Below are 25,598 nucleotides of genomic sequence, written 5' to 3' on the forward strand. Positions count from 1 at the left end.
ATCATGCCTTTACCTAAACCTAATTTACCCGGGACCTACATTTTTGATGGGGGACTGTCCAATAAAGGATATGCGCTGAATAAAATGTGCTACTCCTTTAATAATGTAACCGCCCGCGAAGCCTTCATGGCGGATGAAGCGGCGTATTGCGATCAGTTTGGCCTAAGTGATGCACAAAAAAAAGCCATTCTTGATCGCGATATTATTGGGCTATTGAGCGAGGGGGGCAGCATTTATTATTTAGCGAAGTTTGCAGGCCTCTTGAAGTTAAATATGCAAGATATTGGCGCCTTACAAACGGGTATGAGCGTAGATGAGTTTAAAGAAATGCTCAGAAAAAATGGGGCGGGAGAGTAAAATGGCTAAGATTATCGGTGCGGTCACAACCTCACATATACCAGCGATTGGCATGGCAATGGACAATAAGCTGGAGCAAACGCCCTATTGGAAGCCATTTTTTGATGCTTATCCTCCTGTGCGAGCCTGGTTAAATGAGAAAAAACCGGATGTCGTGGTTATTTTTTACAATGATCATGGCTTAGAGTTTTTCTTGGATCGCAAGCCGACGTTTGCGATTGGAACGGCGGCTCAATACCTCAATGCAGATGAGGGCTGGGGGATTAACACGATTCCACCGGTCACGGGTGAAACAGAGCTGTCTTGGCATATCGCTACGGATCTGGTTGAGAACGAGTTTGATATCACGATTTGCCAAGAAATGCGCGTGGATCATGGCTTAACCGTTCCGTTAAGTTTGATGTGGCCGGGCCATGCATACGGTCATGTGAAGGTGATTCCGGTTTGTATTAACTGTGAGCGTTATCCAATGCCAACACCCGCACGCTGCTTTAAGCTAGGTCAGGCCATTGGCCGTGCGATAGAGTCCTTTGATCAGGATTTGAATGTTGTTCTGTTTGGTACTGGCGGCTTGTCTCATCAGTTGGATGGGGAACGTGCTGGCTTTATCAATCGTGAGTTTGATATTGACTGCATGAACAAGATCGTGACGGCACCTGAAGAGCTGACTAAATTGAGCAACTACGATCTGATGGAAATCGGTGGCGCGCAGGGTGTTGAGCTGAATATGTGGCTGGCAATGCGCGGTGCGTTAACCGGTAACATTACGGAGCTGCATCGCAACTATCATGCGCCTATTTCAAATACAGGCGCTGGGTTGTTGTTGCTGGAGCATGAACACTAAGATTGGCTCGTAAAAAAACCGCATTTTGTCAGTGGCAGATGCGGTTTTTTTTTGCGTTATTCTCAAGGTTTATCGCGTAGTAAACTTTGATGTGAAGGCTAACACTTGCTTTAACGACTCGTAAGGGTCAAGCAGTTGATACTGTTGGTCATTGGCAAAGATCGAAAATAAGCCTTTGTATTGCCGTTGATTTAACTCCGTAATCAGGCTTTGAATGCCGAGCTCATGGAATCCTTGTCCGGGAATTAAGCGCTTGTGGTGATAGGTTTCTATTTGATCTTCGAGCGAGTAGGTCATGCTTGACGCAAAATCTGAGCATTGAACCAGAAAAATACGAGACGTTGGAATGGATGCCACAACGGACAGGTCTTCGGATTCGCTAAAAAAATGGAAAGTGTCTAATACCAGTCCTAAGTTAGGGCTGTTGATTTCATCAACAAGCGATAACGCCTCTTGATAACTGCCAATATACGGCGACCAAGATAAGGCTTTCAGGCCAATTTTAACCTTATAAGGAATGGCCAGGTTGGCTAGAGCTTGTAAATCTTCTTTAATGCGTTCCGCTTGAATATTGCGTGATCGAATCGTTGGAGGGGTGACAATTAATAATTCACAGCCTAAGCGATTCATGGTTTTAATATAGGATTTGGCCAAATCCATATCGTATTCATGAATATGGCTGTTGTTGCCCCCGAACTCTCGCAAGCCTGAAGAGCTGCCAATCTTTATATCATGGTTTTGAATGAACTCGCGGATTTGGTCGATATCGCGTACATCCGCACCGAAATCATGATGGCTCAAATCAATAGTGGTAAAGCCTGCATCACGAATCAGCTTTAAGGATTCAGGGTGAGTTGAGTTCACTAAGCTGGCAGAAATGGAGAACATAGGCCTAAATCACTTTAAAATTAACGGCAAGATTTGAAGGTCGTGAGGGTGTGACGCTTGTGTGTTCTTCGCACGCCTTAAAACCAATTTCATCAAAGTATTCACTTTGTGAGTTGTCAGTATTTTCAGCTAGGCTCAGTTCCACGCCTTGTTTACCCGGAATACGCAAGGTGGATTCATTTAAGGACTCGAAGCCCAGCAGGTTTTTAAAGAACGCCATCCAGGCGGGTAAGCGGCCTTCTTCAATTTTAATTGAAAGGTGGTCAATGTGAGACAGTCGTTCCGGCTGCATCTTGGGTGAGTCTAGCATTTTGAAGTCAATTTCATAAATGCTGACGTCTTCACGCAGTTGATCCACTAAGTAAATCTGAGTGCCGCCGACACCTTCGATTCCAGGAATGTTCAGCTCCATGGGACCAGAGCGGCTGGTGCAGTTCCAGCCACCGCGTTTTAACAGTTCAGTATGGCACTTGATGGCATCTGAGCATTTCAAGCAAATGGCATAGATGGAGATGCCTGTCTCTTCAAGGTAGGCTTTGGCAATAGAGTCATCGGCACAGTTAACAATGATATTGATGGCACCTTGTTTAAATAAATAAACACGTTTACGGCGATGCTGAGCAATTAACGAAAATCCATAGTCCTCAAGAAATGTTTGAACCTCGTTGAGTTCATTGGCCAACAGCTCAATAAACTCAATGCCTAAAATTTCAAAGTCAGAAGTATCGGTTTTATCACTGCTCATAAGGTGCCCTAAGTCTAATCATATTCGCCCACTATAGCATTTTACCTAGGCTTGAATCACGTTTAGTTAAACTCTTCTGTATCAATTTCTTGCTGTTGAGCTGCGTTGTAACGCGGGCCACTGACCGTCTTTTGATTGATTAATTCATTCAAGCATGACAGCTGCTCAGGGGTAAGCGCGATGTTTCCTGCTGTGAAGTTATCCTGCATGTGTTCAATAGAGCGAGTGCCCGGAATGGCCAATATATGCTCACCCTGATGCAACACCCAAGCCAGTGCTAACTGGGCCAAACTCAGTTCCCATGATTCGGCAAGAGTTTGGAATTTGGTTAATAACTTCAAATTGTTATTCAGGTGCTCACCTTGAAATCTGGGCATGTTCAAGCGAATGTCTTGAGCCACCAAGTGCTCGGTGGAGCAGACACTTGCGGTTAAAAAACCACGTGCCAGAGGGCTAAAGGCAACTAGACTGATCCTAAGTCTTGGCAGGTATCTTTAACGGCAATTTCAGGGTTGCGAGTCCACAAGGAGTATTCTGATTGCACGGCGCTGATGGGCGCTTCTTTATGGGCTTTTGTCAGAGTGGCTGCTGAAACCTCAGACAAGCCAATCGATCTGATTTTGCCTTCACGCATTAAGTCTGCAAGCGCGCCGACACTTTCTGTGATATCAACGGCTGGATCTTTGCGGTGCAAGTAGTAAAGATCAATCACGTCTGTATTGAGTCGACGTAAGCTGTCTTCACACTGTTGACGAAGTGTAGATGGGCGCCCATCAATCACTTTTTTGCCTTCTTCGTTTATGGCCATACCGCATTTACTGGCCAGAAAAAAATCCTCGCGGATGTCTGAGAGGGCTTTTCCAATTAAGCGCTCGTTCGTGCCTTTTCCGTAGAGCGTTGCCGTGTCAAAGTGGCGATAGCTAAATCAAATGCTTTGCGTAGGGCGTTCAGTGCTTCAGGTTCGGATAAAGGCGTGCCGTATGCATGGGAAAGATTCATGCAGCCTAAGCCTATTTTGGACGGCTGAAAAAGGGGCTCGAATGTTTGAGACATGGGCGTTAAGTATCCTTATATGCTGTGAAGTGCAGCGCACTTCACGATCTACTCAAAAAATGAGTTTTAGTTGAGTGATTGCTCCAGTCTGTGCAAGGTTTCCATTGCAGGTAAGCACTGAGCAACACTTGAGTTGGGTTCACGGCCTTCACGAATGGCGGCGATAAATTCACGATCTTGCAGTTCTATACCGTTGTTAGAGACCGCAACACCCGTTAAATCTATTTTATTTTCGTGACCATCGTAAAGATCATCATAGCGCGCGATGTATGTACCCTTATCGCAAATATAACGGAAAAAAGTGCCGAATGGGCCATCGTTATTGAACGAAAGTGACAGAGTGCAAATGGCTCCATTAGGCACTTTCATGCCAATGCTCATGTCCATGGCAATCCCCAATTCTGGGTGGATAGGCCCTTGTAATGCTTGTACTCTGTCGGCGGTTTGACCTGTTTGATATTGGAAAAGATCAACGGTATGGCAAGCATGGTGCCACAATAAGTGATCGGTCCATGAGCGAGCCTGTCCTAATGCATTTTTGTTTGAGCGACGGAAAAAGTAGGTTTGAACATCCATTTGTTGAACAGTGAGTTCACCTGCCAGGATTTTGTTGTGAATCCACTGATGGCTAGGGTTAAAGCGTCGCGTATGTCCCGCCATGGCAACCAATCCCGTTTGTTGTTGAACCTCAACTAGACGACGAGCGTCTTCAATGTTGTCGGCCATCGGAATTTCAACCATGACATGTTTGCCTGCTTCTAAGCATTGAATCGCTTGAGATGCATGCATTTGTGTGGGAGTGGCTAAGATCACGCCATCCACATCTTCGCGTGCTAAACTTTCAGCAAGATCGGTTGTATAGTGAGCTATGCCTCGTTCTTCGGCAAACGCTTTGATGCTCTCAATACGTGTCCCGACAACAGAGGTAACCTCAACCCCTTCAATTTGAGCTAAAGCGTCAAGGTGTTTCATACCAAAGGCACCTGAGGCACCCGCTACACAAATTCTCATGCGTATCTCCTACTGATTAGACGTATCTTTTTTAAAGGCTAGGGTTAATTGGATTGATTTCAATCTAGCATTCAGTTTGGAATATGAACAATCGATAAACCGCGATAGCTATTCATTTTTTGAAAGTGAACGATGACTTACTCCGCAGTGTAGGATTTAGAAACCTCCTTCAGCAGGTCAATGAAATAGGATTGTCGAGGTGTCGGTAGCCAGTTTTTTCGAAGGCTTAAGCCGATGGGCCGCCTTGTGTGCTCAAGGGGTAGCGGCAAGACCTGTAGTAGTCCAAGCGATAGCTCACGATGCATTTGATGCGCAGAAATGAGGGCCAGTCGGTCGCTTTCCAGTAGCAGTTCTCTAATAAGTATTTGAGAACTGGACTCCGTAATACGATGGGGTAATGGCTGCTCCGCTTGATTAAAAAGATCTTCAAATGAGCGACGAGTTGGCGTACCTTGCGCGGGAATAACCCAAGAATAGTCGACAAGGTCTTTGGCCGTAATCTGCGAAAAATGGCTTAGGGGATGACCCTTGCGTGCGATTAAGGATAAAGGAGGAGAGAGTAGCTCGGTTTGCTCTATGTCGTCGGCTGGAGTGGGGAAGCGTAAGGCACCGAGCAGTAAATCGATATCCCCTTGACGTAAATGATGGAGTAAGTCGTTGTAAGGGCCTTCGATGATGGTGAGGTTGATATCAGGGTAGGTTTTGGAAAACGCATTGATGGTTTGTGGCAATAAATGCGTGCGCGCAAGCGGCATGCTGCCGATGGCAATGCTGCCGACCTCCTTGAACTGGAGGGAATTTATTTCGTAATATCCCTGACGAATTTCAGAGAAGGCAAGTTTGGTGGCTTTTGTCAGTGTTCGAGCCGCTTTAGTGGATGCAATGCCTAGACTCGTTTTTTCAAATAACACCACACCCAGTAAGCGTTCCAACTCGCGGGCAGCGCGATGAACAGAGGATTGAGACACCGCAATATTGCGACTGGCAATGCTAAAGTTTTGCGCATCACAGACGGCGATGAGTGCCCTGAGTTGAGTGGTGGTGATGAGTGTTAGAAGGCCTTTTCCCGACGTTACCGTTTTATGGGGTGTCTCTTTTGCAATATCTAAGCAGCCCAGCTGTAAGTGTTCCAATGCACGTTGAACACGGCGTTGCCATACGGCTCCGGCTTCTGTTGGATACATGCCATCGGAGTGACGTTCAAAGAGTTGTGTGTTGAGTTGTATTTCAAGTTTTGCAATCGCTTGTGTAATAGCGGGTTGAGAAAGAAAAATACTTTCAGATGCCCGGGTTATGCTTTTGCGCTCCGCAACCTCTAAAAAAACGCGTAAATGTCTTAGGTTGGGTATGGTCATGTTCATGCTAGGTTCCTCAGCGGTAACTCAGCTAACTATATCAAAATTGAATGATAAATAAAGCATAATCAAATAAAGATTTATTTTTTAAATGCGTTTTTTGTGCTTTATTTAAAGGTTAAATTCTTTTTGTTAAATTTTGTTTTTTTATATTAAGTTCTATGTTGATTTATGTCATAAAAAAATATCTTTAGTCGTGTTTATATTGATCATCTATCAAGAATAAATAGGTGATTTAAATGAACACTTCATATGAAGATATACCCGGAACTATTATGTTTGATGGCCAGATGGCCACCTTAGGTTATCCACTCAATAAAATGTGCTACTCATTTAACGATGCTGAGGCTCGCAATGCGTTTGTTGCGGATGAAGAGGCTTACTGTCAACTGTTTGGCTTAAGTGATGCTCAGAAAAAAGCGATTAAGGATCGGGATGTTCTGGAGCTCTTAAGGCAGGGTGGCAGTATTTACTATTTGGCAAAATTTGCAGGTATTTTAGGTTTAAATGTCCAGGATGTCGGGGCTTTGCAAACTGGTATGAGTGTTGATGAGTTCAAAGCAATGTTAGTGAAGGCAGGAGAGTAAAATGGCTAAAATACTAGGTGGAATTGCAACGTCTCATATTCCGGCTATCGGTATGGCAATGGATAAGCAATTAGAGCAGACGCCGTATTGGAAAGCTTTTTTTGAATCTTACCCACCAATACGTGAATGGTTAAATGCACAAGCACCGGATATCGCAATTATTTTTTATAATGATCATGGTTTAGAGTTTTTCCATGACAAGAAGCCAACCTTTGCTATAGGTGCGGCACCTGAATATCACAATGCCGATGAAGGGTGGGGAATTCAGCCTATTCCTCCGGTGACCGGTGAAACTGAGTTGTCATGGCACATCATTAATGAGTTGATTGCGGCTGAATTTGATATCACCGTGTGTCAGGAAATGCGTGTCGATCATGGTTTGACCGTCCCCTTAACCCTAATGTGGCCTGGGCATCAATATGGGCACGTCAAAGTGATACCCATTGCGATTAATTGTGAGCGTCACCCGATGCCGACACCCGCACGCTGCTTCAAGCTAGGCCAAGCGGTTGGGGCGGCAGTCCATTCGTACACAGGATCTGAAAAGGTTATTATTATGGGGACGGGGGGCTTATCGCATCAGTTGGATGGTGAGCGTGCAGGGTTTATTAATAAGCCGTTTGATCTGTATTGTATGGATAAAATCGTCCATGAGCCGGAAGCCTTGACGCGTTTAAGCATTCACGACTTAGTCAGAGAGGCGGGTGCGCAGGGTGTTGAGTTGAATATGTGGTTGGCGATGCGAGGTGCACTTGAGGGCGGTGTTCTAACCGAGTTGCATCGTAGCTATCATTTGCCGATTTCAAATACAGGTGCGGGAGTGCAACTGTTAGCGATGAACGAAGGCTAGTCGTGGCCCACCCTGAAAAAACAGGGTGGGCTGGTTCGATTTGGATGAAAAAAAGCCCCAGCAGTGTGCTGGGGCAAAGGGTATATGCTTGAGTTTGAAGGCCTATGAACTGTTACGTGTTTTTGGGCTTGAAAACTTTCTTCCAGATCGGTGTTTGCGATAGTAAGATCAAAATGATTGCCAGCAGCAAGGTGGCTGACAAGGGGCTGCTAATCATGTTGATAAAGAAGTTCGAAAGATCACCTCTCTCAGACATGATGGCACGACGCCAGTTATCATCAATTAGACGGCTTAAAATCACCCCGAGGATAATCGGCCCTACAGGTACACCGTACATCTTAAAAAAGTAACCCAGCATACCGAAGCCTAGCATCCACCAAACATCCGCGATGGAGTTGTTGATGGAGTATGCGCCAACAATCGACAGTAGGAAAATAACGGGTATTAGAATGCCTTTTGGACACTCGACTATTTTTGAGAAGAGGCGAATGCCCGTTAAGCCGAAGATAAGCACAAATATATTGGCGAGCGTCAGGTTCCCCACTGTAAACCAGAACATCTCAGGGCGCTCAATCATCAGCATAGGCCCGGGATTCAAACCGTGAATGAACAATGCACCGATGAAGACTGCGGTCACGGCATCGCCAGGAATTCCAAGTGTCAGCATGGGGATGTACGCACCACCAACGGCGGCATTATTTGCAGACTCCGGGGCTACCAAGCCTTCTTTAGCACCCTTACCAAACTCGACCTCTGGATTTTTTGTGGAGCGTTTCGCTTGGTCATATGCCATGAGTGCAGCAATATCGCCTCCAACGCCAGGCAAAGAACCCACGCCAACACCGATTGCAGACGAGCGCAAACTTAAGTAGGTATTTTTTAACGTCACCCCATTTAGGAATCAGACGATCAATACGCTGCTTGACGGCAACTTTATCCATGTGATGCAGCTGCGAGAGTGCTTCGGTGATACCAAAAAGCCCAATCATTACCGCAATTGGGTTAATACCGCTCCAGAGTTCAACCACACCATAGGTGAAGCGCTCCTCAGCCGTGAGAGGGTCGAGGCCAACTGTACCGATCAGAATACCAAACGCACCGGCAAATAGCCCTTTTGCCATATTGCCGCCGGATAAAGATCCAACCAGTAAAATACCGAGAAGGCCGAGTAATAAATAGTCGCGTGGTTGAAACGTCAGCGCAAAATCGCTGACATGCGGTGCAGCAACGGCAAGTACGATAATGCCCACAAAACCACCGATCACGGACATGACGGTTGAAAGACCAATGGCTTCGCCGGCTTTACCCTGTTGCGCCAATGGGTAACCATCAAGGGCCGTTGCGATTGCCGAGGGGGCGCCTGGAATATTTAACAAAATAGCTGTTCTAGAGCCGCCGTATACTCCACCCATATAAACGCCCACCATTAAACAGAGGGCGCTGTTTACATCCCAAGAGAATGTAAAGGATATTAAAATGGAGACGGCCATGGTCACTGACAGGCCGGGAATGGCACCGACATAAATACCTAAAAAAGTACCCAGTGCCGTTAGAAACATGAGCTCAGGTGAAACCCAGGAAATACTGAAATATTGCAAAGCTTCAAACATGGTACATTCCTGCTAACTGAATAGGTTTCGAATTGCAGCGATGATTTCACGCTCGGGCACGATCCCTTCAGGCAAAATGACCTGAAAGATGAGGCGAAAAACAACGTAAACAGTAATTAACGAAATGAGCGCCAATCCTAATGTAATTAAAAAGTGCTTTCGGTATAAAAACTGAATACTGATGACCAAAAAGGTAAACGTCGAAACAATAAATCCTAGTTTTTCAAGTACAACGGAATAAATTAAAATAAACGCTAATATAATTGAAACAATCGGAGGTAATACGTGTGTAAAAAACAACGTGTGGTTTTCTAAAGGTTTTTTTAGCGTTTTCACAAAACTAAAACAGGCTGACATAACCATAATAGCGGAAGCAGCTAAGGGCAAAGAGCCGGGCGAGCTGATTGATGAAAATCCTGATATTGAATAGGCTTGCCAAAAAATCACTAAACTTAATATAACCAGTACGAAGCTAAAAACAACTTCACCGGGCATTCGTGTGCTGATACCAGTCATCCTGCCTCCGAATTTTACAAATTTTTAATATGAACGATGAGGAAAGGCATATAGCCTTGCCCCATCGTGTAATAACCTTAGTTATTTGGGCGAGGTATACCAAACTCTTCGGGCGAGTTTTTAGAGAAGCCTGCGTCATGCACTAACCAAGATGATACTGAGCGATAGCTGTCAAGGAACTGACGTGCTTCATCTCCAGAAATGTTCATCATGGTAAAGCCGCGACCGTTGATCAGGTCGACAAAGTCAGGATGCTCTGCACCTTTGCTATACGCATTGGTCAGTGTTTCTACAACACTGTCAGGCGTGCCATTTTTAACGAAGACACCAAAGAAGGGTCCCCAAGGCAAGTAAGAGCTAAAGCCAGGGATTTCATCGACGATTGGTGCAACACCGGGTAATAGATCGTTCGCTTCAACGTCGACGAGACCAATCGCTTTTAAGCGGCCTGCACGAATATGCTCAATGGCAGCACCGAGTACCGCTGGCATGATATCAATTGTACCGCCTTGAAGTGCTGTTAAGGCAGGACCATCACCATCGTATGGAATGGTAGTTAAATCAACTTTAACTTGGCTATCAAGCATAGCAAGGACGATGGATGTTAAACCGCCTGCTCCTGTAGAGCCTGTACGGACTTTACCAGGGTTGGCTTTAGCGTATTCAACAAACTCAGTCATTGTATTAAATGGAGCATCATTATGCGCAACAAAAATGGGGGTACCACGTGCAATAATGTTCACAGGGATCATATCGTTGTAATCGATATCCGCAAGTCCCAAGACCTTGTACATCTGTGGGTTTTCGGCGCCCAGTAATAGTGTGTAGCCATCAGCGCGTCTGGATTCGACAAAGCGTGTTGCAATGACGCCAACGCCACCTGTTCTGTTTGATAAAATAATGCTTTTACCCAGCTCTTTTTCGACATGAGGCGTGATGGCTCTCATGACGGTGTCTGTTGAGCCACCCGCACCCCATTGAATGATGCCTTGAATGTCTTTAGTGGGGTAGTCAGCCAACGCGGCACTTGAAAAGGCGATAGCGGCAATCGCGCTTATTATTGTTTTTTTCATAGGTTACTCCAATTATTATCATTCTGACTAGCAAACAAATTTTCTCTCATTATAAACTCTATGTTAACAATGAGATACTTGTTTAAGGCTGATTGAAAAATGCTATTCTGATAGAAAGGCCTACAGAAATAACGATTCAGACTTGGTACGAAGTATTGTTTGGCCCGCGCCATAAGACAATTCCATTTTTCTGACAATAATATTGTATTTTTAGATAGCGATTAGATTTTTTGCATTTTTGAAATTTCTTTTATTTCTTAAATTATTGATTTATAAGTATATATATTTTTCGTTTTTTGTTAGTTTGATATTGGCTTTCAAGGGCATTATTCTATTTTAGTATGTGTGGCTCACTCGAGAAATCTGGCACTTACTCCTAAGAAATAAGCACCAGAAGGCTGCTTTTAAATGCTGCACTGCATCAAGGCTTGGGTATTCCATACTCCTCAGGTGAGTGCTTTGAAAATCCGGCTTCATGAACAACCCAAGATGAGACAGAGCGATAGCTGCTTAAAAAGTCTTCCGCTTCTTTCCCAGAGGCATTCATGATGATGAAGCCACGGTTTTCCATTAATTCAACAAACTCTGGATGCTGAGCACCTTTGTTAAATGCGTTCACTAACGTATCGACTGCCGCGTCGGGTGTGCCTTTTTTGACGAAAACACCAAAGAAAGGCCCCCAGGGTAAATAGTCTTTGAATCCAGGGAATTCATCGGTAATCGGTGCGACCCCCGGAAGTACGGGATAGAACACTATAAGCCATAGGAGCTAGCCCATCCAGGTCAGCATGATTAAGGACAGGCTTGGAAAGGCGATGATGAGAATGTCGCTTTTGCTTCGGGGGCAAGCCTGACCACTACGATTAGGAAAATCATTATTGAGTGGTCAATTCTTCTTTTTCCAGTTATCAAAAAAATTGACTTACTAACCTTCTCGCCAGTAGTGTCTGACAAAAATGCAGAAGATCCAGAGTTGGCAGGCGTTTCAGTCGATCCGCTTATGACATTTTTAATGCAAATGTTAGTAGATCGTTAGTTATTTGATTGATGCATCCTATAATAAAATGGTCTGCTTAGAGTCTGTTTTAACCAAACGAGCATAATGGAGAGTATTATTTTATAAAAGGGGGGCAAATGACTCGATTAATAGCTCAATTGAAACTAAGAACCGTGTTGTTGATGATTTCGTTGATTCCATTGCTGTTTGCTTTTGTGATGTCAGTTTTTTGGTGGCAACAAATTCGTGTTGAAATTCAACAAGCTGATCAAGAGTTAACGACTGTAGAATTGGGTCAATACCTTGGAGCTCTGTCTCATGAAATGGCAATAGAGCGTGGGTTAACGGCTGGTTTTTTAGGGTCAGGAGGTCAAGCGCAACAGCAAGTGGCCATGCAACAGCAGCGGCAAAAAGTGGATATGTTTGTTGCATCATTTAAACAGTACGCGTCAAGTTTGCCTCAGAGTCACCGCTCGCTTGTCGCCGAGGTGCAAGCAACGTTAGAGCAGCTTTCCAGTCTTCGTGCTGACGTTGATCGCTTAAATGGCCGCCAGAGTTTTGCCTATTATTCGGAATTGAATCGGTTGGCTTTAGAGGCTAAGAGTTTGCTGATTGCGTCGGTGGTATCACCCAAAACAACAGAGCTAATGGAAGCCAATTTGTCCTTGATGTGGATGAAAGAGCGGATTGGGCAATATAGAGGAGCATTAAATGGAGCCTTTAATGCTAAAAGCGTGTCCATGGTGAATTTGGCCGAGATCCAACGTTACATCTTGGATACAAATTTGCGAGAAGCTCGGTTTCGGTACTTTGCGACAGACGAGCTACTGACGCGCTTGGACAGTGCAAAATCACAGTCACATTGGCAACAGGTGCAGCAGGTTTTATCTCAGCTCAATGTCTATCAAGAAGGGAATGAGCTGCAGGGACCCGCCAATTGGTTTGCGCTTGCAACTTCAATGATTGGTGATATAGATCAGATTTCTCAATACGCGGTAACGACTTTGATGCAAAGTGCTGAATCCACTCATGATAAAGCGGTTCAAAAACAAGTTGTGGCAATGGTGTCTTTCCTTTTCGTGCTTGGGGTTGTTTTATTGATCACAATGAGTGCGATTCGTTCGATTAATACGCGGGTTAAGCGAATTAATGGTTTATTACATCGAGTGGCAGATCAAAGTGATTTAACCTTGCGCCTGAAGGATTCCTCTGCGGATGAACTGGGGGATATCGGGCAATCACTGGATAAGCACTTATCATTTTTAGCCGCATCCATGCAACTCATTGCTAGTGAAACCGACTCAACTCAGAAGGCTTTAAAGCAGGTCAAAACAGATGTCTCGGATTCTTTAGAAAATGTGAAGTCTCAAGCAGATAACTCGGATGCGGTGGCCACTGCGATCCAAGAGCTTTCGTATACCAGCCAAGATATTGCAAAAAATATGCGTGAAGCTTCGGACCAAACGCGCCATGTTAACGAACTTGGCATAAAGAGCAGTCGTGTTTCTGACGATGTGCTTAGCGCGATTAGTGTCATAAACGAAAGCATTTTGCGCAGCCAAGGATTGGTGCAAACCCTGAAGGATGACTTTAGTGGTGTTGAACATATTCTGGAGACCATACGAACGATTTCTGAACAAACTAACCTGTTGGCTTTAAATGCGGCCATAGAATCGGCAAGAGCTGGTGATGCTGGGCGAGGGTTTGCGGTGGTGGCCGATGAAGTCAGGCAGTTGGCCAAGAAAACGCAGGACTCCACAGAACAAATAGGGCAAATGATTGTTAAACTCAATCAAAGCAGTGAGGCGGCCCTTTCATCAATGATGACCAGCGCTGAAGCGGCATCGGGTAGTAGCGATTTAGTTGCTGAAAATCAGCACGCCATTCATGAGTTGTTCACAGCAATTGAAAAAGTGAATAGTTTAATTACGCAAGTGGCCACAGCCGCTGAAGAGCAAACAGCTGTAACGGAAGATGTGTCGGGTAATGTTCAAAACGTCGCTAATTTAGCTCAATCGACTCGTGATCGTGTTCTTCATCTGAATGCTTCCCTCGATCAAATGACCACGGCGTTTGGGCAAATTGCGAAAGATGTGGGTCACTATAAATTGCGTTAATGCTATGATCCTTTTATTTTTTACAGTGATCTATGAAAAATGCGGCTGACTCAGTATTTAAGTCAAGCGGGCGTGTGCTCACGAAAAGTGGCAAGCCGCTTAATTGCAGAAGGGCGCGTTCAACTGAATCAGAAAACCGCTACGCCTCATACCCCTTTCCGAGGGGATGAGAGCGTGACGGTCGATGGTCAAAGGGTTCTGTTGTCTGAGCAGCATTTATATGTGCTCTATAACAAACCTGTCGGCATTGATTGCAATTGTCGAGCAGATGACCCCGCCAGTATTATCCATCATCTCACTTTACCACAGCGCTTATTTCCTGTAGGTAGGATTGATAAAGACTCACGAGGTCTGATGTTGTTAACAAACGATGGTCACTTATGTCATCGATTGCTTTCTCCTCAATACGAGCACCCTAAGCAATATGAGGTTCAGGCAAGACCCCATTTTCAAAACGCTGCACTTAATACTGAATTTAAAGAAAAGATGGAGCAGGGGGTCGTGCTAGATGGGCAACTCACTCAGCCCTGTCAAGTAACATTGCTCTCTCATGATCGTTTTAAAATATGCTTAACTCAGGGGATAAATAGACAAATTCGGCGAATGTGTCGAGCGCTTGGCTATCATGTGGTGGATTTGCAACGAACACACATTCTGCAGTTGAGCCTAGACGAGCTTGCTGAAGGGGAATGGCGTTACTTAACTCACAGTGAAATTGAAGCCATCAAGACACAGATTTTTCATTAAATTTGTGTTTTCCAATCTTCACAATACATGGATGATCTCATCCTAGATGATAGAGTGTTTTTCTATAACTTTAGTCGATATGGGCTGTTCATTTGTGTCGTATTTGCTAAACTTCACGGCGTTTTGAAATATATCGGGAGAGACTGCAGGCATAGCCGTAGCAGCGCCGAAGGAGCAACCACCCCGGAAACTCTCAGGCAAATGGACCGATTATTGAATAAAACTCCGAAGAGCTGTCGGTGAATCGTCACCCGGCACACCGAAGGAGCAAGCTTGGCATCATGCTGGGTGAATCTCTCAGGTCCCGAAACGGAGGGGGTATTCCATTTTAAGGTGGGATTTAACCTTTGACGTCTTTGGGAAAAATATGAAACGTATTGCTGTCATTGGTGGTGGCATCACTGGTGTTACTTCCGCCTATGCACTCTCCAAACGTGGCTTTGATGTCACTCTCTTTGAAAAAAGCCGTTATTGCGCAATGGAGACCTCCTTTGCTAATGGAGGACAACTGTCGGCCTCTAATGCTGAGGTTTGGACGCATTGGTCAACCATCTTCAAAGGCTTGAAATGGATTTTAAAATCGGATGCTCCCCTATTAGTCAATCCTAAGCCTTCTTGGCACAAGTTGTCTTGGTTTGCTGAATTTATTGCATCGATCCCCCAATATGAGCGCAACACCATTGAAACCACACGTTTAGCAATCGCCGCGCGTCAGCATCTTTTCAGCTGGGCGGAGGACGAAGGCATAGACTTTGATTTGAAAAAACGTGGAATTCTACATATTTACCGTGATAAGTCAGGCTTTGACCATGCCCAAACCGTGAGTGCTTTATTGGCTAAAGGTGGGCTTGAGCGTTACGCCGTCACACCAGAAGAAATGCGCGCGATAGAACCTACCCTGGCAGGCCAGTATTACGGTGGTTTTTACACAGAAAGTGATGCAACGGGCGATATTCATAAATACACCCTTGGCTTAGCATCGGCTTGCGAAAAACGTGGTGTCAAAATTTTATATGGGCAAACCGTTAAGTCGGTTCGTGCCGACAAGTTTTTTGCGCAAGTCACTGCGGAGTCGGAGGGGACGGTCTCAACCTCTGACTTCGATGCGATTGTGATTTCGGCAGGAACTGCCAGTCGTGGTTTGGCCGCATCGTTGGGTGATCGCGTCAATATATACCCTGTAAAAGGTTACTCAATTACCGTCAATTTGACGGATGAGGTCAGTCAGCAGTCTGCGCCGACGGTGAGTCTGCTGGACGATGAAACCAAGCTGGTGAGCAGTCGTTTGGGCGATGATCGTTTCCGTGTGGCGGGAACGGCTGAGTTTAATGGCTTGAACAAAGATATTCGAGCGGATCGTATTCGACCCTTGATTGATTGGGTTGAAAGCTGCTTTCCTGGGGTATGCACCCGCAGCGTTGTCCCTTGGGCGGGATTGCGTCCGATGATGCCGAATATGATGCCTAAAGTCGGCAAAGGCAACTTACCCACTGTCTTTTACAATACAGGCCACGGCCATTTGGGTTGGACGCTCTCGGCCATTACCGCCGATATCTTGGCTGAGTCTATTCCTCTCGATTGAGGCGTATTGCCAATATCGTTTTAATGCATAAATAACCGCATATCTCTGAAAAAGACGGAGGTGTGCGGTTTTTTTATGGTTGAACAGGGCCTAATCAGTATTTTTCGGTTTGTTGAATAAGGTATCATGTTCTGTCGATAACGGCTGACGCTTATAAAAGCGTAATCAAGGCACAATTCAAATAGTAAGTGCGTCGATCCGATGTCTGGTTTTAAGAGTAACGATATGAATGAATCTGTTCACCTGAAGGAGTGGTTATGGATATGACCTCTTCAGCACAGGCAAGTGTGCGTATAAAAGGAAGTATGACCAGTGTAGCCTGTATTCAGTTAACAGGAATAGATGAACATCAGCTATACCTGTTGCAAGATAAGTTAGATGATTTTATTGATAATGCACCGGCACTTATTCGTGGCATGCCCGTGATTCTGGAAATGTCGAACTGTTACTTAGATAGCCGAGTGTTTGCAGGCATTGTAAGTCTTGTTCGGCGTGTGGGAGCAAACCCCTTTGCGGTTCGAGGTTGTCCAGAGTATCAAGATCTGTACGAAGCACAGGGCGTTAGCTATTTAGGTGATCAACTCGACACTCAACGTCGTGCAACACCCGTAAAATCTGAGCCCAGTGTTAGCCAAGCCCCTGTGATCATTGAAACACCGATCGCAAATGAAGCCCTTATTATCACCACGCCCGTGCGTTCAGGCCAGCAAATTTACGCAAGACAGCGTGATCTGATTATTGTCTCGAACGTTAGTAATGGCGCAGAAGTCATGTCGGATGGCAGTATTCATGTCTATGGGGCGTTGCGTGGGCGTGCAATGGCTGGTGTAACTGGAAATGAAAATGCTCGGATCTTTTGTTCATCGATGGATGCTGAGTTGCTGTTGATTGACGGTGATTACCTAATACGTGACTCCATACCCGAGCATGTATTGCATAAACCGTGTCAGACGTTTAAGCACGATCAAAAAATGATTATTGATTTACTTTAACTGGCCTTGTTGATTTGTTTGGGCTTTTTCGGGAGGAATACATGAGTAAAGGTAAAGTATTTGTCGTCACCTCAGGTAAGGGTGGAGTGGGTAAAACCACAACAAGTGCCTCAGTTGCGGCAGGTCTGGCATTGGCTGGTAAAAAAACCGTTGTAATCGATTTTGACGTAGGCTTGCGCAACTTGGATTTGATTTTGGGCTGTGAGCGTAAAGTGGTGTTTGATTTTATTCAAGCCTTGAAAAAAGAGTGCAAGCTGAATCAAGCGATTATTCATGTTAAGCAAATTAGTGATAATTTGTATATGATTCCGGCATCTCAAACGCGTGACAAGGATCATTTATCGCACGAAGGCGTTAAAGAAATCATCAGCCAGTTGGTTGAAGATTTTGATTACGTGATCTGTGATTCCCCCGCAGGTATTGAAAAGGGCGCTAAAATGGCCATGTATTTTGCGGATGAAGCCATTGTCGTGACCAATCCTGAGATCTCTTCGGTGCGCGATTCTGATCGAATCCTTGGCTTCCTGGACAGCTCCACACGCTTGGCCGAAGAAGAGGGCAAACGCATCCCTCAGCACTTGTTGATCACGCGTTACTCGCCGGATCGGGTGGAGAGCGGCGAAATGCTGAGCATACAAGATATCGATGATATTTTGAGCATTCCTCTGGTTGGGGTTATTCCCGAATCGAGAGTCGTTTTGGATTCATCTAACCAAGGTAAGCCCGTTGTACTGAACTCACAAGATCCTGCCGGGCAAGCCTACGAAGATGTGATAAAGCGTTTATTGGGTGACGATGTCCCTATGAGATTTACGGAAATTGAGAAGAAAAGCTTCCTCGGACGCTTATTCGGAGGTAGATAAAGATGTCAGGTATTTTTACCTTCTGGAGAGCAAACAAAAAAACATCGGCCAGTATCGCAAAGGATCGGCTGCAAGTGTTGGTTGCTCACGAGCGCTCTGCCAATCAGCAGCCAGACTGGATGCCGAAAATGCAGCGTGAGATTCTCGAGGTGATTCGTAAATACGTGCCTATTGCCAGTGATGATTTGAAAATGGAAGTACGTAACGAGGGCGAGAACGTATCGGTTATCGAAATCAATGTTGACTATCCAATCGGCAAATAAGCCGTGGGTGCCAGCATTAAGGTTGCGACGTTTGGTTGAGTACATAACCGATAGCTTTGAAACAGGCTATCGGTTAAGTTCACTCCGTGAACAAAGGCGTAAGACGTTAAAGCGGCTTTTCAGCATTGGCCTTGGTGATGTCTAACATGCACACATCAATCGGGCTGGGTTTAGCGAAGTAGTAGCTTGGTAGGCTAAGCAGCCAAACTGCTCAAGTTGTTTTTGTTGCTCTAGGGTTTCGACCCCCTCTGCAATGATCTCCAGTGATAAGGCTTGCCCCATTGCAATAATGGTTTTAACAATTACGGAGTCTTCATTGTCTGTGGTGATGTCTTGTACAAAGGACTGGTCAATCTTCAGTTGGTTTAGGGGCAGCCTCTTAAGATATTGCAAGGACGAATAACCTGTTCCAAAATCATCCATCGAGAAGGTGACACCAATCGCTCGTAACTCAAGCATTTTTGAAATGGTCTGTTCTATATGTTCAAGGACAATAGATTCCGTAATTTCAAGCTTTAAGCGTTTGGGGTTGACCTGAAAGTGTTGTAGCGCGTCTTTGACATCCGCAACAAAGCTGTCCTCACGGAATTGGCGAGCACTGACGTTCACTGAAATCGTCAGGCTCTCGGTTGTTGGAGAGTTGGCCCATTTTGCCAGTTGTTGGCAAGCTGTCTTGAGAATCCACTGCCCCATCGGGATAATCAATCCTGTTTGTTCGGCAAGCGGTATAAAATTAAAAGGAGGAATCAATCCTTTATCTGGATGTAGCCAGCGTATTAACGCTTCAGCGCCGATAACTCTTCCTAGATGGTTGTATTGAAGTTGGTAGTAAAGACGTAATTGTGCCTTCTCAGTCGCCAGTCTTAGCTCATTTTCTAAAAGTGTGCGCTCTTCAAGTGCCTTTTGTAGATCAGGATCGTAAAAACAAACGGTGCTTCGTCCCGCTTCTTTTGCTTGATAAGCGGCAATCTCGGCATGATTTAGCAGTGCTTCTGCTTTGAGTTCTGAACCTGAGAATAATGTCACACCAATGCTGGCGCTGGAAAAATGCGTGTACTCTTCTAGCGTATAATCTACTGTTAAATGTGAGCAGAGTTTTTCAGACAAGGGTTCAATTTCAAGTGCGGCCTCGGCTAGGCTATTCGAGCGTAACTCAAGTAAGAGTGCGAATTCATCCCCACCAACGCGGGCCAACGTATCTGCCTCAGGGATCAGTGACGCCAATTGGACAGCCGTTTCTTGCAGGATTCGATCACCTGCTTGATGCCCTTTTAAATCATTAACTGATTTAAAGCGATCCATATCAATCCACAAGAGCGCATAATGGGCCGGATGATGTGCAAGTGTGCTGATTAGATGTTCTAATCGATCAATTAAGAGGCGTCTATTCGGGAGTCCAGTCAGGGCATCAGAGTATATTAAGCGGTGGTTTTCTTCTTCGGCGCGAATACGCCGTACCATGTCGTCTCGGAAGTTTAGCAGTAAATCCGCAATCCGTTTAAACTCGCCAGAAGCACTATTGGCGAGGGTTTCAATTTTGGCAAGCTTGATTGAGGGTGATTGATTGTAGGCAAGTTGACTCAGGGCATCGGCAATCACACGAATGCGACTGGAGGTTCGGTGGCTAACAAAGAGGACCAACACCATCAGCAAGGAGGCGGTAATCATCGCTAACACAAGGTAATAAAAAAACTCTTTTTCATAAATCCGTTGCTCTGCTAGATGGCTCCTCTTCGATTGTTCGGTTAGGAGTACGCTAAGTCGATTGCTAAACAAGGAAAACTGGGCATAGCTATCTTGGGCAGACGAAAAGAAACGTGAAGCGATATTTGGATCGATGGCAATGATCTCAGTCGACATAATCATTAAGCGGCGGTAGTTTTTAAACTCTTCTTGTAGAGATATAGCAGAGCCATGATTAACTATTTTGACTAACTCGGAGTTCGCTAAGCGATCCACAATTTGATTTTGCAGAGCAAGTTCATCGACAATTTCTCGATGAGCATAGTAAAGTTCAATTTCACTGAGTTGCTGCTCATCTGCTTGTTTTAAAAGCTCAATGACTCGGAAGTTCAATTGCGCAACGGTTTGATTAAAATGGGCGGCAAGTGCTAATGTGTCAATATTGGCTTCTAAAATGCGGCTGTTTTTGACAAAGTGATTTTTCAGCTGTGATAATGCCACATAGTTAAAGATAAAAGCCGCTATGAGCGTGAGTGTAGCCGGTAGAATCAACAACATGAACAGTGTTTTACCGGCTTTCATCCCTCGTTACTCCATCGTACTGATCAAGGATGACCAGTCATGCAATTCAATGGTGCCGAGGTACTCAAATCCGCTCTCTTGGCCGGACGGTTTAAAGATAATAAGCGCGCCTTCTGTTGGGAAATAATCCATCACTTCAACGAGGTTGGGGCCGTGTGCTACCAGTAGATAGTTTTCACCGGCTTGGGGTGGGGTGCTTAAAAGTTCACGAGTTCGGGCAATAATAGGTTGTTTTTCTTCAGTGGTTAGGGCGGCTACATAAATTAAATGATCATCAATGGTGTAGGTGTGATTGGGCAAGACAAGTTGGATGGTGTCTGTTGCTCTGCACAGAGGGCTTGAAAATATTTGAGTAATTTTTGGGATCAAAACGGGCAGTTGAGTCCCAAGTTGTTGCATTTGAATACGGCCATCGTCACTAAGGGGGCGCTGGGTTGAACAGTCGGTTAAATCCACCGGGACTTGATCCGGCTTCGAGGAGTCGGATGGGCCGTGGCGCAAGAAAAAGATGAATCCACCTTGGTTGAGTTGTTGGAGTGTCTCGGTTGCAGGGAGAAAGGGTGTAAACCTCGCAGGGGTTGCCTGTGCTAACGACCATTGAGGCCAGAGTAACAGGGTCCAGAGTCCAAGCATCGCATATGTTTTAAACATATAATATCCTTATGCAATATACTGAATAGACTATAGGAGTCATTCAACTACTTCAATGTCGACATTGTAAAAAAAACGTATTTAAGACGAATGTCTCAGAATGTTTGTTCATACGGATGAATAGGTTAGATCTCTACTTCTTTCACCAGTTTGGGGCTGGGTTTGCCGATATAGTAGCCTTGACCGTAATCGATACCCATGGCACGTATGGCTTCCATGATCTGTTCATCCTCTACAAACTCAGCAACTGTCTTGATATTCAGTCCCTGTGCTAGGGTAACAATGCTCTTAACGAAGGCAAGATCTGTTGTATCAGTTAGCATGTTGCGTACAAAATCCCCTTCGATTTTGATGACATCAATCGGAAAATGCTTGATGTAGTGAAAGGAAGAGAAGCCAGAGCCGAAATCATCAATTGCAAAATTAAAGCCTTCTAATTTTAAATCCTGTACGAATTTTTCAAGTAAAGCCATATTGCTCACGGTTTCGCGCTCGGTTAGCTCGAACACGATTCGACTTGGATGTATTGAGAACTCCAAAGCCAATTGCCGCACTCTTGAAATAAACTCACCAATGATCAAAGATTTGGGGGAAAGGTTAATAAAGAGCATGCCATCGTAGGCTTGCTCATTCATTTGTTCAAAGGCCTTTTCAATCAATAAATAGTCCATCTTATGGACAACACCTATCGATTCAGCAATATCAATGAACTCAACAGCTGAAACGATACGATCACCTAAGTCAATTCGCATCAGCAACTCATGGATTTTGACCTGTTTGGATTCTACGTCGAGAATTGGCTGAAAATAAGGTACGATGCGTTTTTCTTCCAATGCATTCAGTACCATCAGGTTTTTTTCACCAACGGCCTTAAATACCTCAGCCATTTCATCTTCATTTGGAATGGCAATTTGATTCTTACCCTCACGTTTTGCCTTATACATCATGTTGTCTGCAACCACAAACAAGTCTCGTGGGTCAGCTGCATGCCGAGGGTAAATAGCGATACCAATGGATGTGGTTCCTCTGACTTTTGAACCATCAGGGGCTGTTAATACCAATGTTTCAAGTGAACTGGCAATACGTTGAGCAACACTGTGAGCTTGCTCTTCGCTGGTCTCAGGTAAAATAATGGTGAACTCATCGCCACCATAGCGCGACACAAAATCACCGGGGCGAACGGCCAAGGCAAGTACCCGTGCAAAAGAGTGTAAAAATTGATCGCCAAAGCTGTGGCCGTATCGATCATTCACGTGTTTGAAGTTATCAAGATCCAGCATTAAGAGGCTGAATTCTTGATGATGGCGTTGAGATCGGCCGACTTCATAGCCTAACAGCTCGTGAAACATGCGCTGATTGTGTAAATCGGTTAAAGGATCTCGAGTTGCATAGTATTCAAGATCTTTTGTGTATTTGTAGATGGCTTTTACTGAGCCAACCAGGTTAAGTAAGGTTGTCAGAATGCTATCAATGACGATATGTCGGATCGGGTCGCGTGCCATCTCCGACTGCACACCGATGCCCACGACACCGCCGATTTTTGGGGTTTCAAGCAATAAGGATTTGGTTTGCAGTTCTATTTCATGGATGCCCAGTGTAAGTTTGTCTGAATCCTTCGCGGAAGAAGGGCGAGCGATGTGATGAACAATTTTGAGGATTGGGCAGTCTTTTTGATAATGATGGCTCGAGGCCAGTTGTTTTGATACAACGGCCTCAAAATCGGACTGCGTCTTTTTGCAGACATCGTGATGCCAGAAGACTTCAAGCTCATAGCCTTCCTCTTCAATTTGAAAGATGGTCACAAGTGTATGGGCCGTAATAATACTGTTGATATCGATCAAAAGGTCTTTGATGAAATCTCGCCAATCTTTGACGACTTCAGACGTGATGATGAATTTGCTGAGTAAACGAATCTCAAATTCGAGAATGTCTTTATCGACGGCGACATCTTTCAGGCGCTCAGTTAAAATACGGATATGCGAGAAGGTGTTGTTGAACTCTTCAAAGTAGAAGTCAACATCACTGATGTCCAAGTGTTTAAAATCAGTGACGGTATTAACTGACTCTAAACGGGTTCGTAAATGATCCATGGACAGATTGATGCGTTTGGCCACTTTATTGGCAATGATCAGTGACACAATCAGCGTTAAAATGCCACAAATAATGAATAAAAGCAGGTGTCCACGACGAATTTCATCGCTGATTAAGCGCTTATCTTCTATTATTTCAATCACGCCTAAGGCATCACCGATTGATGCGTTTGTGTGACAACTAAGGCAGGTTTGCTCAGCTTTTAGCGGGAATAGTCGGCGAGTATGGCTAGCATTTTCAATGACTTTCGCGTCGCTGCCAGTAAAAAGTTGTTGGACGTGCGTATCCGCATCCCGTTGATTAATAACGCCGTAAAGTGCAGAAACTTTGTCGCTTCGATAAATTTCAAATTCGAAAGGGCTGTTTTCATAGGCGGCTTTTGTGGTGCTAATAAAGTGCTCAAGCTCTTCTCGTGTCCATCCTTGACTCATGATTTCAAACATCAAACTGAAGGTGTGATCAGCGATTGATTCAGACGTTTGTTGGGCTTGGCGTGTGAAAATATTCTCGTAAAGAATGGATGCAGCTAAGGTGACACCTAGAAACACAAAAAGTGTTACCGCCATAATGGCGGCTACGACAAAACCCCGCAAGGTTTTAAACAGCCTAAAAATATTCTTCAACCCTATTGCACTCTTATTGTCTTGTTACAAATTCGAAAAAGGACAAAATAGGGATAAAACACGAAACTGTCAATCTAGCGACAAGTCTTAGATTCTAAATTGAAAGTAATTTGATACAAATCAAATTTGTATGTCTGACAAGAATCAGAAGAAATATAAAAGGTCAAATGTTTAAATCTGATTTGATGTTCGAGGGGAGGCATAACTTAAGTATTGAAACGCCCATGTAAGTGTACTTTACGTGGTACCAGTGGCCGGACTCGAACCGGCACGCTTTTAAGGGCAATGGATTTTGAATCCATCGTGTCTACCAATTCCACCACACTGGCGTAATTCGTAACTTCCTAAGCATTTCGTGGTGCGCATTATAGAGACTTTCGCAAGAAGGTCAATGATGACTGAAAAAAAAATTTTAATCAGTTAAAATGCAGTACCTTTTAAGTAATGAAGAAGCCCTATGCGTGTTCGTGATTTTTATTTTGAGTTGCCCGATGAATTGATTGCTCGATTTCCGTTGCAGGAACGATCACACAGTCGGCTGTTATGTCTTGACGCCCAAGAGGGGCGTCTTCAACATCGCATCTTCAGTGATATTCTTGAGCTGTTAACACCGGGTGACTTATTGGTTTTTAATGACACTCGCGTGATACCTGCTCGTCTCCATGGTCAAAAGGCCAGTGGAGGTAAGGTGGAGGTGTTAATTGAGCGCGTGTTGACTCCTAATACTGCGTTGGCACATGTGCGCTCAAGCCGTTCACCAAAACCTGGCAGTCGACTGCAGTTAGAAGGCGGGGTCGACGTTGAGGTCACCGGACGCAAAGAGAATTTATTTGAACTTAGTTTCAACATTGAAGGTCATTTGCTGGAGGTGTTAGACGCCGTGGGTCATATACCCTTGCCTCCGTATATGCAGCGTGAGGATCAGGCGTCAGACCGTGAGCGTTATCAAACGGTTTATAATCGTAAACCGGGAGCGGTTGCGGCGCCGACGGCCGGATTGCACTTTGATCAAGCATTACTAGATGCACTTAAGCGTAAAGGGGTTGATATTGCCTTTGTGACCCTCCATGTAGGAGCAGGGACCTTTCAACCCGTAAAAGTGGATCGTATCGAAGATCATGTGATGCATGCTGAATACATTGAGGTGCCAGACGATGTTGTCGATGCTGTTAAGGCGGCACGAGCGCGTGGAAAACGTGTCATTGCCGTAGGCACAACCAGTGTTCGCTCGCTAGAAAGTGCGAGCCAAGCGGGTGAAATCGCCCCTTTTTATGGAGACAGCCAGATTTTTATTTACCCAGGTTATGAATTCAAAAGTGTGGATGCGTTGATCACCAATTTTCATTTACCTGAGTCCACGTTATTGATGTTGGTCTCCGCTTTTTCGGGGTATGACAATATAATGCGGGCGTATCAAGAAGCCATTGAGCAACGTTACCGTTTTTTTAGCTATGGCGATGCCATGTTTTTAACGCGTCTTACCCAGTCAGAGGAATTAGTGTGAGTAGACAGTGTTTT

Annotated in this window: 24 protein-coding genes, 1 tRNA gene, 1 pseudogene and 1 riboswitch; of the genes and pseudogenes, 11 read left to right on the forward strand and 15 right to left on the reverse strand. The window is 44.8% G+C overall.

Annotated elements, in window-relative coordinates; genetic code table 11:
• Positions 1-3: 3 nt before the first annotated feature.
• On the forward strand, positions 4-357 hold the full coding sequence (locus tag D791_RS13285; RefSeq protein ID WP_036512539.1) for a protocatechuate 4,5-dioxygenase subunit alpha: 354 nt from the start codon (positions 4-6) through the stop codon (positions 355-357).
• Between the two features lies 1 nt (position 358).
• Positions 359-1,201 carry a class III extradiol dioxygenase family protein gene (locus D791_RS13290; RefSeq protein WP_036512542.1) on the forward strand — a complete coding sequence of 281 codons (843 nt, stop codon included), beginning with the start codon at positions 359-361 and terminating at the stop codon, positions 1,199-1,201.
• Positions 1,202-1,270: 69 nt separating this feature from the next.
• On the opposite strand, the gene D791_RS13295 is transcribed toward D791_RS13290, so the two are convergent.
• From D791_RS13295 to D791_RS13315, 6 genes and pseudogenes are all read right to left on the reverse strand, one after another.
• Entirely contained in the window at positions 1,271-2,089 is an 819-nt protein-coding gene (locus D791_RS13295) for a sugar phosphate isomerase/epimerase family protein (protein WP_036512545.1), read from the reverse strand.
• Between the two features lie 4 nt (positions 2,090-2,093).
• Positions 2,094-2,834: a hypothetical protein gene (locus tag D791_RS13300; RefSeq protein ID WP_051514526.1), complete on the reverse strand. Its 741-nt coding sequence runs from the start codon at positions 2,832-2,834 to the stop codon at positions 2,094-2,096.
• A 62-nt stretch (positions 2,835-2,896) separates the two neighbouring features.
• Positions 2,897-3,699: pseudogene (locus tag D791_RS13305) on the reverse strand (aldo/keto reductase).
• Positions 3,699-3,887, reverse strand: a complete 189-nt coding sequence (locus tag D791_RS21820) for a hypothetical protein (protein WP_337588652.1) — start codon at positions 3,885-3,887, stop codon at positions 3,699-3,701. The pseudogene D791_RS13305 and the gene D791_RS21820 overlap by 1 nt, the downstream one beginning before the upstream one ends.
• Before the next feature lie 66 nt (positions 3,888-3,953).
• Positions 3,954-4,898, reverse strand: a complete 945-nt coding sequence (locus tag D791_RS13310) for a Gfo/Idh/MocA family oxidoreductase (protein WP_036512548.1) — start codon at positions 4,896-4,898, stop codon at positions 3,954-3,956.
• Between the two features lie 137 nt (positions 4,899-5,035).
• Positions 5,036-6,259: a LysR family transcriptional regulator gene (locus tag D791_RS13315; RefSeq protein WP_036512551.1), complete on the reverse strand. Its 1,224-nt coding sequence runs from the start codon at positions 6,257-6,259 to the stop codon at positions 5,036-5,038.
• A gap of 233 nt (positions 6,260-6,492) precedes the next feature.
• On the opposite strand from D791_RS13315, the gene D791_RS13320 reads away from it, so the two are divergent.
• Entirely contained in the window at positions 6,493-6,840 is a 348-nt protein-coding gene (locus tag D791_RS13320) for a protocatechuate 4,5-dioxygenase subunit alpha (RefSeq protein WP_036512554.1), read from the forward strand.
• A gap of 1 nt (position 6,841) precedes the next feature.
• Positions 6,842-7,690 (forward strand): class III extradiol dioxygenase family protein, encoded by an 849-nt coding sequence (locus tag D791_RS13325; RefSeq protein WP_036512557.1) that lies wholly within the window; start codon positions 6,842-6,844, stop codon positions 7,688-7,690.
• A gap of 112 nt (positions 7,691-7,802) precedes the next feature.
• On the opposite strand, the gene D791_RS22195 is transcribed toward D791_RS13325, so the two are convergent.
• From D791_RS22195 to D791_RS13345, 5 genes are all read right to left on the reverse strand, one after another.
• On the reverse strand, positions 7,803-8,525 hold the full coding sequence (locus tag D791_RS22195; protein WP_272944847.1) for a tripartite tricarboxylate transporter permease: 723 nt from the start codon (positions 8,523-8,525) through the stop codon (positions 7,803-7,805).
• Entirely contained in the window at positions 8,473-9,300 is an 828-nt protein-coding gene (locus D791_RS22200) for a tripartite tricarboxylate transporter permease (RefSeq protein WP_272944848.1), read from the reverse strand. The genes D791_RS22195 and D791_RS22200 overlap by 53 nt, the downstream gene beginning before the upstream one ends.
• A 12-nt stretch (positions 9,301-9,312) precedes the next feature.
• Entirely contained in the window at positions 9,313-9,816 is a 504-nt protein-coding gene (locus tag D791_RS13335) for a tripartite tricarboxylate transporter TctB family protein (RefSeq protein WP_036512560.1), read from the reverse strand.
• A 77-nt stretch (positions 9,817-9,893) separates the two neighbouring features.
• Positions 9,894-10,889: a tripartite tricarboxylate transporter substrate binding protein gene (locus D791_RS13340; RefSeq protein ID WP_036512562.1), complete on the reverse strand. Its 996-nt coding sequence runs from the start codon at positions 10,887-10,889 to the stop codon at positions 9,894-9,896.
• Positions 10,890-11,310: 421 nt separating this feature from the next.
• On the reverse strand, positions 11,311-11,643 hold the full coding sequence (locus D791_RS13345; protein ID WP_036512565.1) for a type 2 periplasmic-binding domain-containing protein: 333 nt from the start codon (positions 11,641-11,643) through the stop codon (positions 11,311-11,313).
• Positions 11,644-12,023: 380 nt separating this feature from the next.
• Between D791_RS13345 and D791_RS13350 the strand changes: the two genes are divergently transcribed.
• From D791_RS13350 to minE, 6 genes are all read left to right on the forward strand, one after another.
• Positions 12,024-14,003: a methyl-accepting chemotaxis protein gene (locus tag D791_RS13350; RefSeq protein WP_036512568.1), complete on the forward strand. Its 1,980-nt coding sequence runs from the start codon at positions 12,024-12,026 to the stop codon at positions 14,001-14,003.
• A gap of 39 nt (positions 14,004-14,042) precedes the next feature.
• Positions 14,043-14,750 (forward strand): pseudouridine synthase, encoded by a 708-nt coding sequence (locus tag D791_RS13355; RefSeq protein ID WP_036512571.1) that lies wholly within the window; start codon positions 14,043-14,045, stop codon positions 14,748-14,750.
• Positions 14,751-14,874: 124 nt separating this feature from the next.
• Positions 14,875-14,969: riboswitch (glycine riboswitch) on the forward strand.
• A 148-nt stretch (positions 14,970-15,117) separates the two neighbouring features.
• A complete protein-coding gene (locus D791_RS13360) occupies positions 15,118-16,332 on the forward strand; it encodes a D-amino acid dehydrogenase (protein ID WP_036512575.1) in 1,215 nt (404 codons plus the stop codon).
• Positions 16,333-16,589: 257 nt separating this feature from the next.
• Entirely contained in the window at positions 16,590-17,324 is a 735-nt protein-coding gene (gene minC / locus D791_RS19115) for a septum site-determining protein MinC (RefSeq protein ID WP_051514527.1), read from the forward strand.
• A gap of 41 nt (positions 17,325-17,365) precedes the next feature.
• Positions 17,366-18,187 (forward strand): septum site-determining protein MinD, encoded by an 822-nt coding sequence (gene minD, locus D791_RS13370; RefSeq protein ID WP_036512578.1) that lies wholly within the window; start codon positions 17,366-17,368, stop codon positions 18,185-18,187.
• Between the two features lie 2 nt (positions 18,188-18,189).
• Positions 18,190-18,450 (forward strand): cell division topological specificity factor MinE, encoded by a 261-nt coding sequence (gene minE / locus D791_RS13375; protein WP_036512581.1) that lies wholly within the window; start codon positions 18,190-18,192, stop codon positions 18,448-18,450.
• Between the two features lie 141 nt (positions 18,451-18,591).
• Here the strand turns inward: minE and D791_RS13380 are convergent, their stop codons facing one another.
• From D791_RS13380 to D791_RS13395, 4 genes are all read right to left on the reverse strand, one after another.
• The gene (locus D791_RS13380; protein WP_051514528.1) at positions 18,592-20,715 is read right to left on the reverse strand and encodes a putative bifunctional diguanylate cyclase/phosphodiesterase; all 2,124 of its coding nucleotides are present in this window, start codon (positions 20,713-20,715) and stop codon (positions 18,592-18,594) included.
• A 6-nt stretch (positions 20,716-20,721) separates the two neighbouring features.
• A complete protein-coding gene (locus D791_RS13385) occupies positions 20,722-21,366 on the reverse strand; it encodes a histidine phosphatase family protein (protein ID WP_051514529.1) in 645 nt (214 codons plus the stop codon).
• A 125-nt stretch (positions 21,367-21,491) separates the two neighbouring features.
• Positions 21,492-24,080 carry a putative bifunctional diguanylate cyclase/phosphodiesterase gene (locus tag D791_RS13390; protein WP_036512584.1) on the reverse strand — a complete coding sequence of 863 codons (2,589 nt, stop codon included), beginning with the start codon at positions 24,078-24,080 and terminating at the stop codon, positions 21,492-21,494.
• A 242-nt stretch (positions 24,081-24,322) separates the two neighbouring features.
• Positions 24,323-24,409: transfer RNA gene (locus D791_RS13395), tRNA-Leu, on the reverse strand.
• A gap of 128 nt (positions 24,410-24,537) precedes the next feature.
• On the opposite strand from D791_RS13395, the gene queA reads away from it, so the two are divergent.
• On the forward strand, positions 24,538-25,584 hold the full coding sequence (gene queA, locus D791_RS13400; protein ID WP_036512587.1) for a tRNA preQ1(34) S-adenosylmethionine ribosyltransferase-isomerase QueA: 1,047 nt from the start codon (positions 24,538-24,540) through the stop codon (positions 25,582-25,584).
• The last annotated feature ends 14 nt before the right edge of the window (positions 25,585-25,598 follow it).

This window comes from Nitrincola nitratireducens (genome assembly GCF_000585235.1).
Lineage (GTDB): Bacteria > Pseudomonadota > Gammaproteobacteria > Pseudomonadales > Balneatricaceae > Nitrincola > Nitrincola alkalisediminis.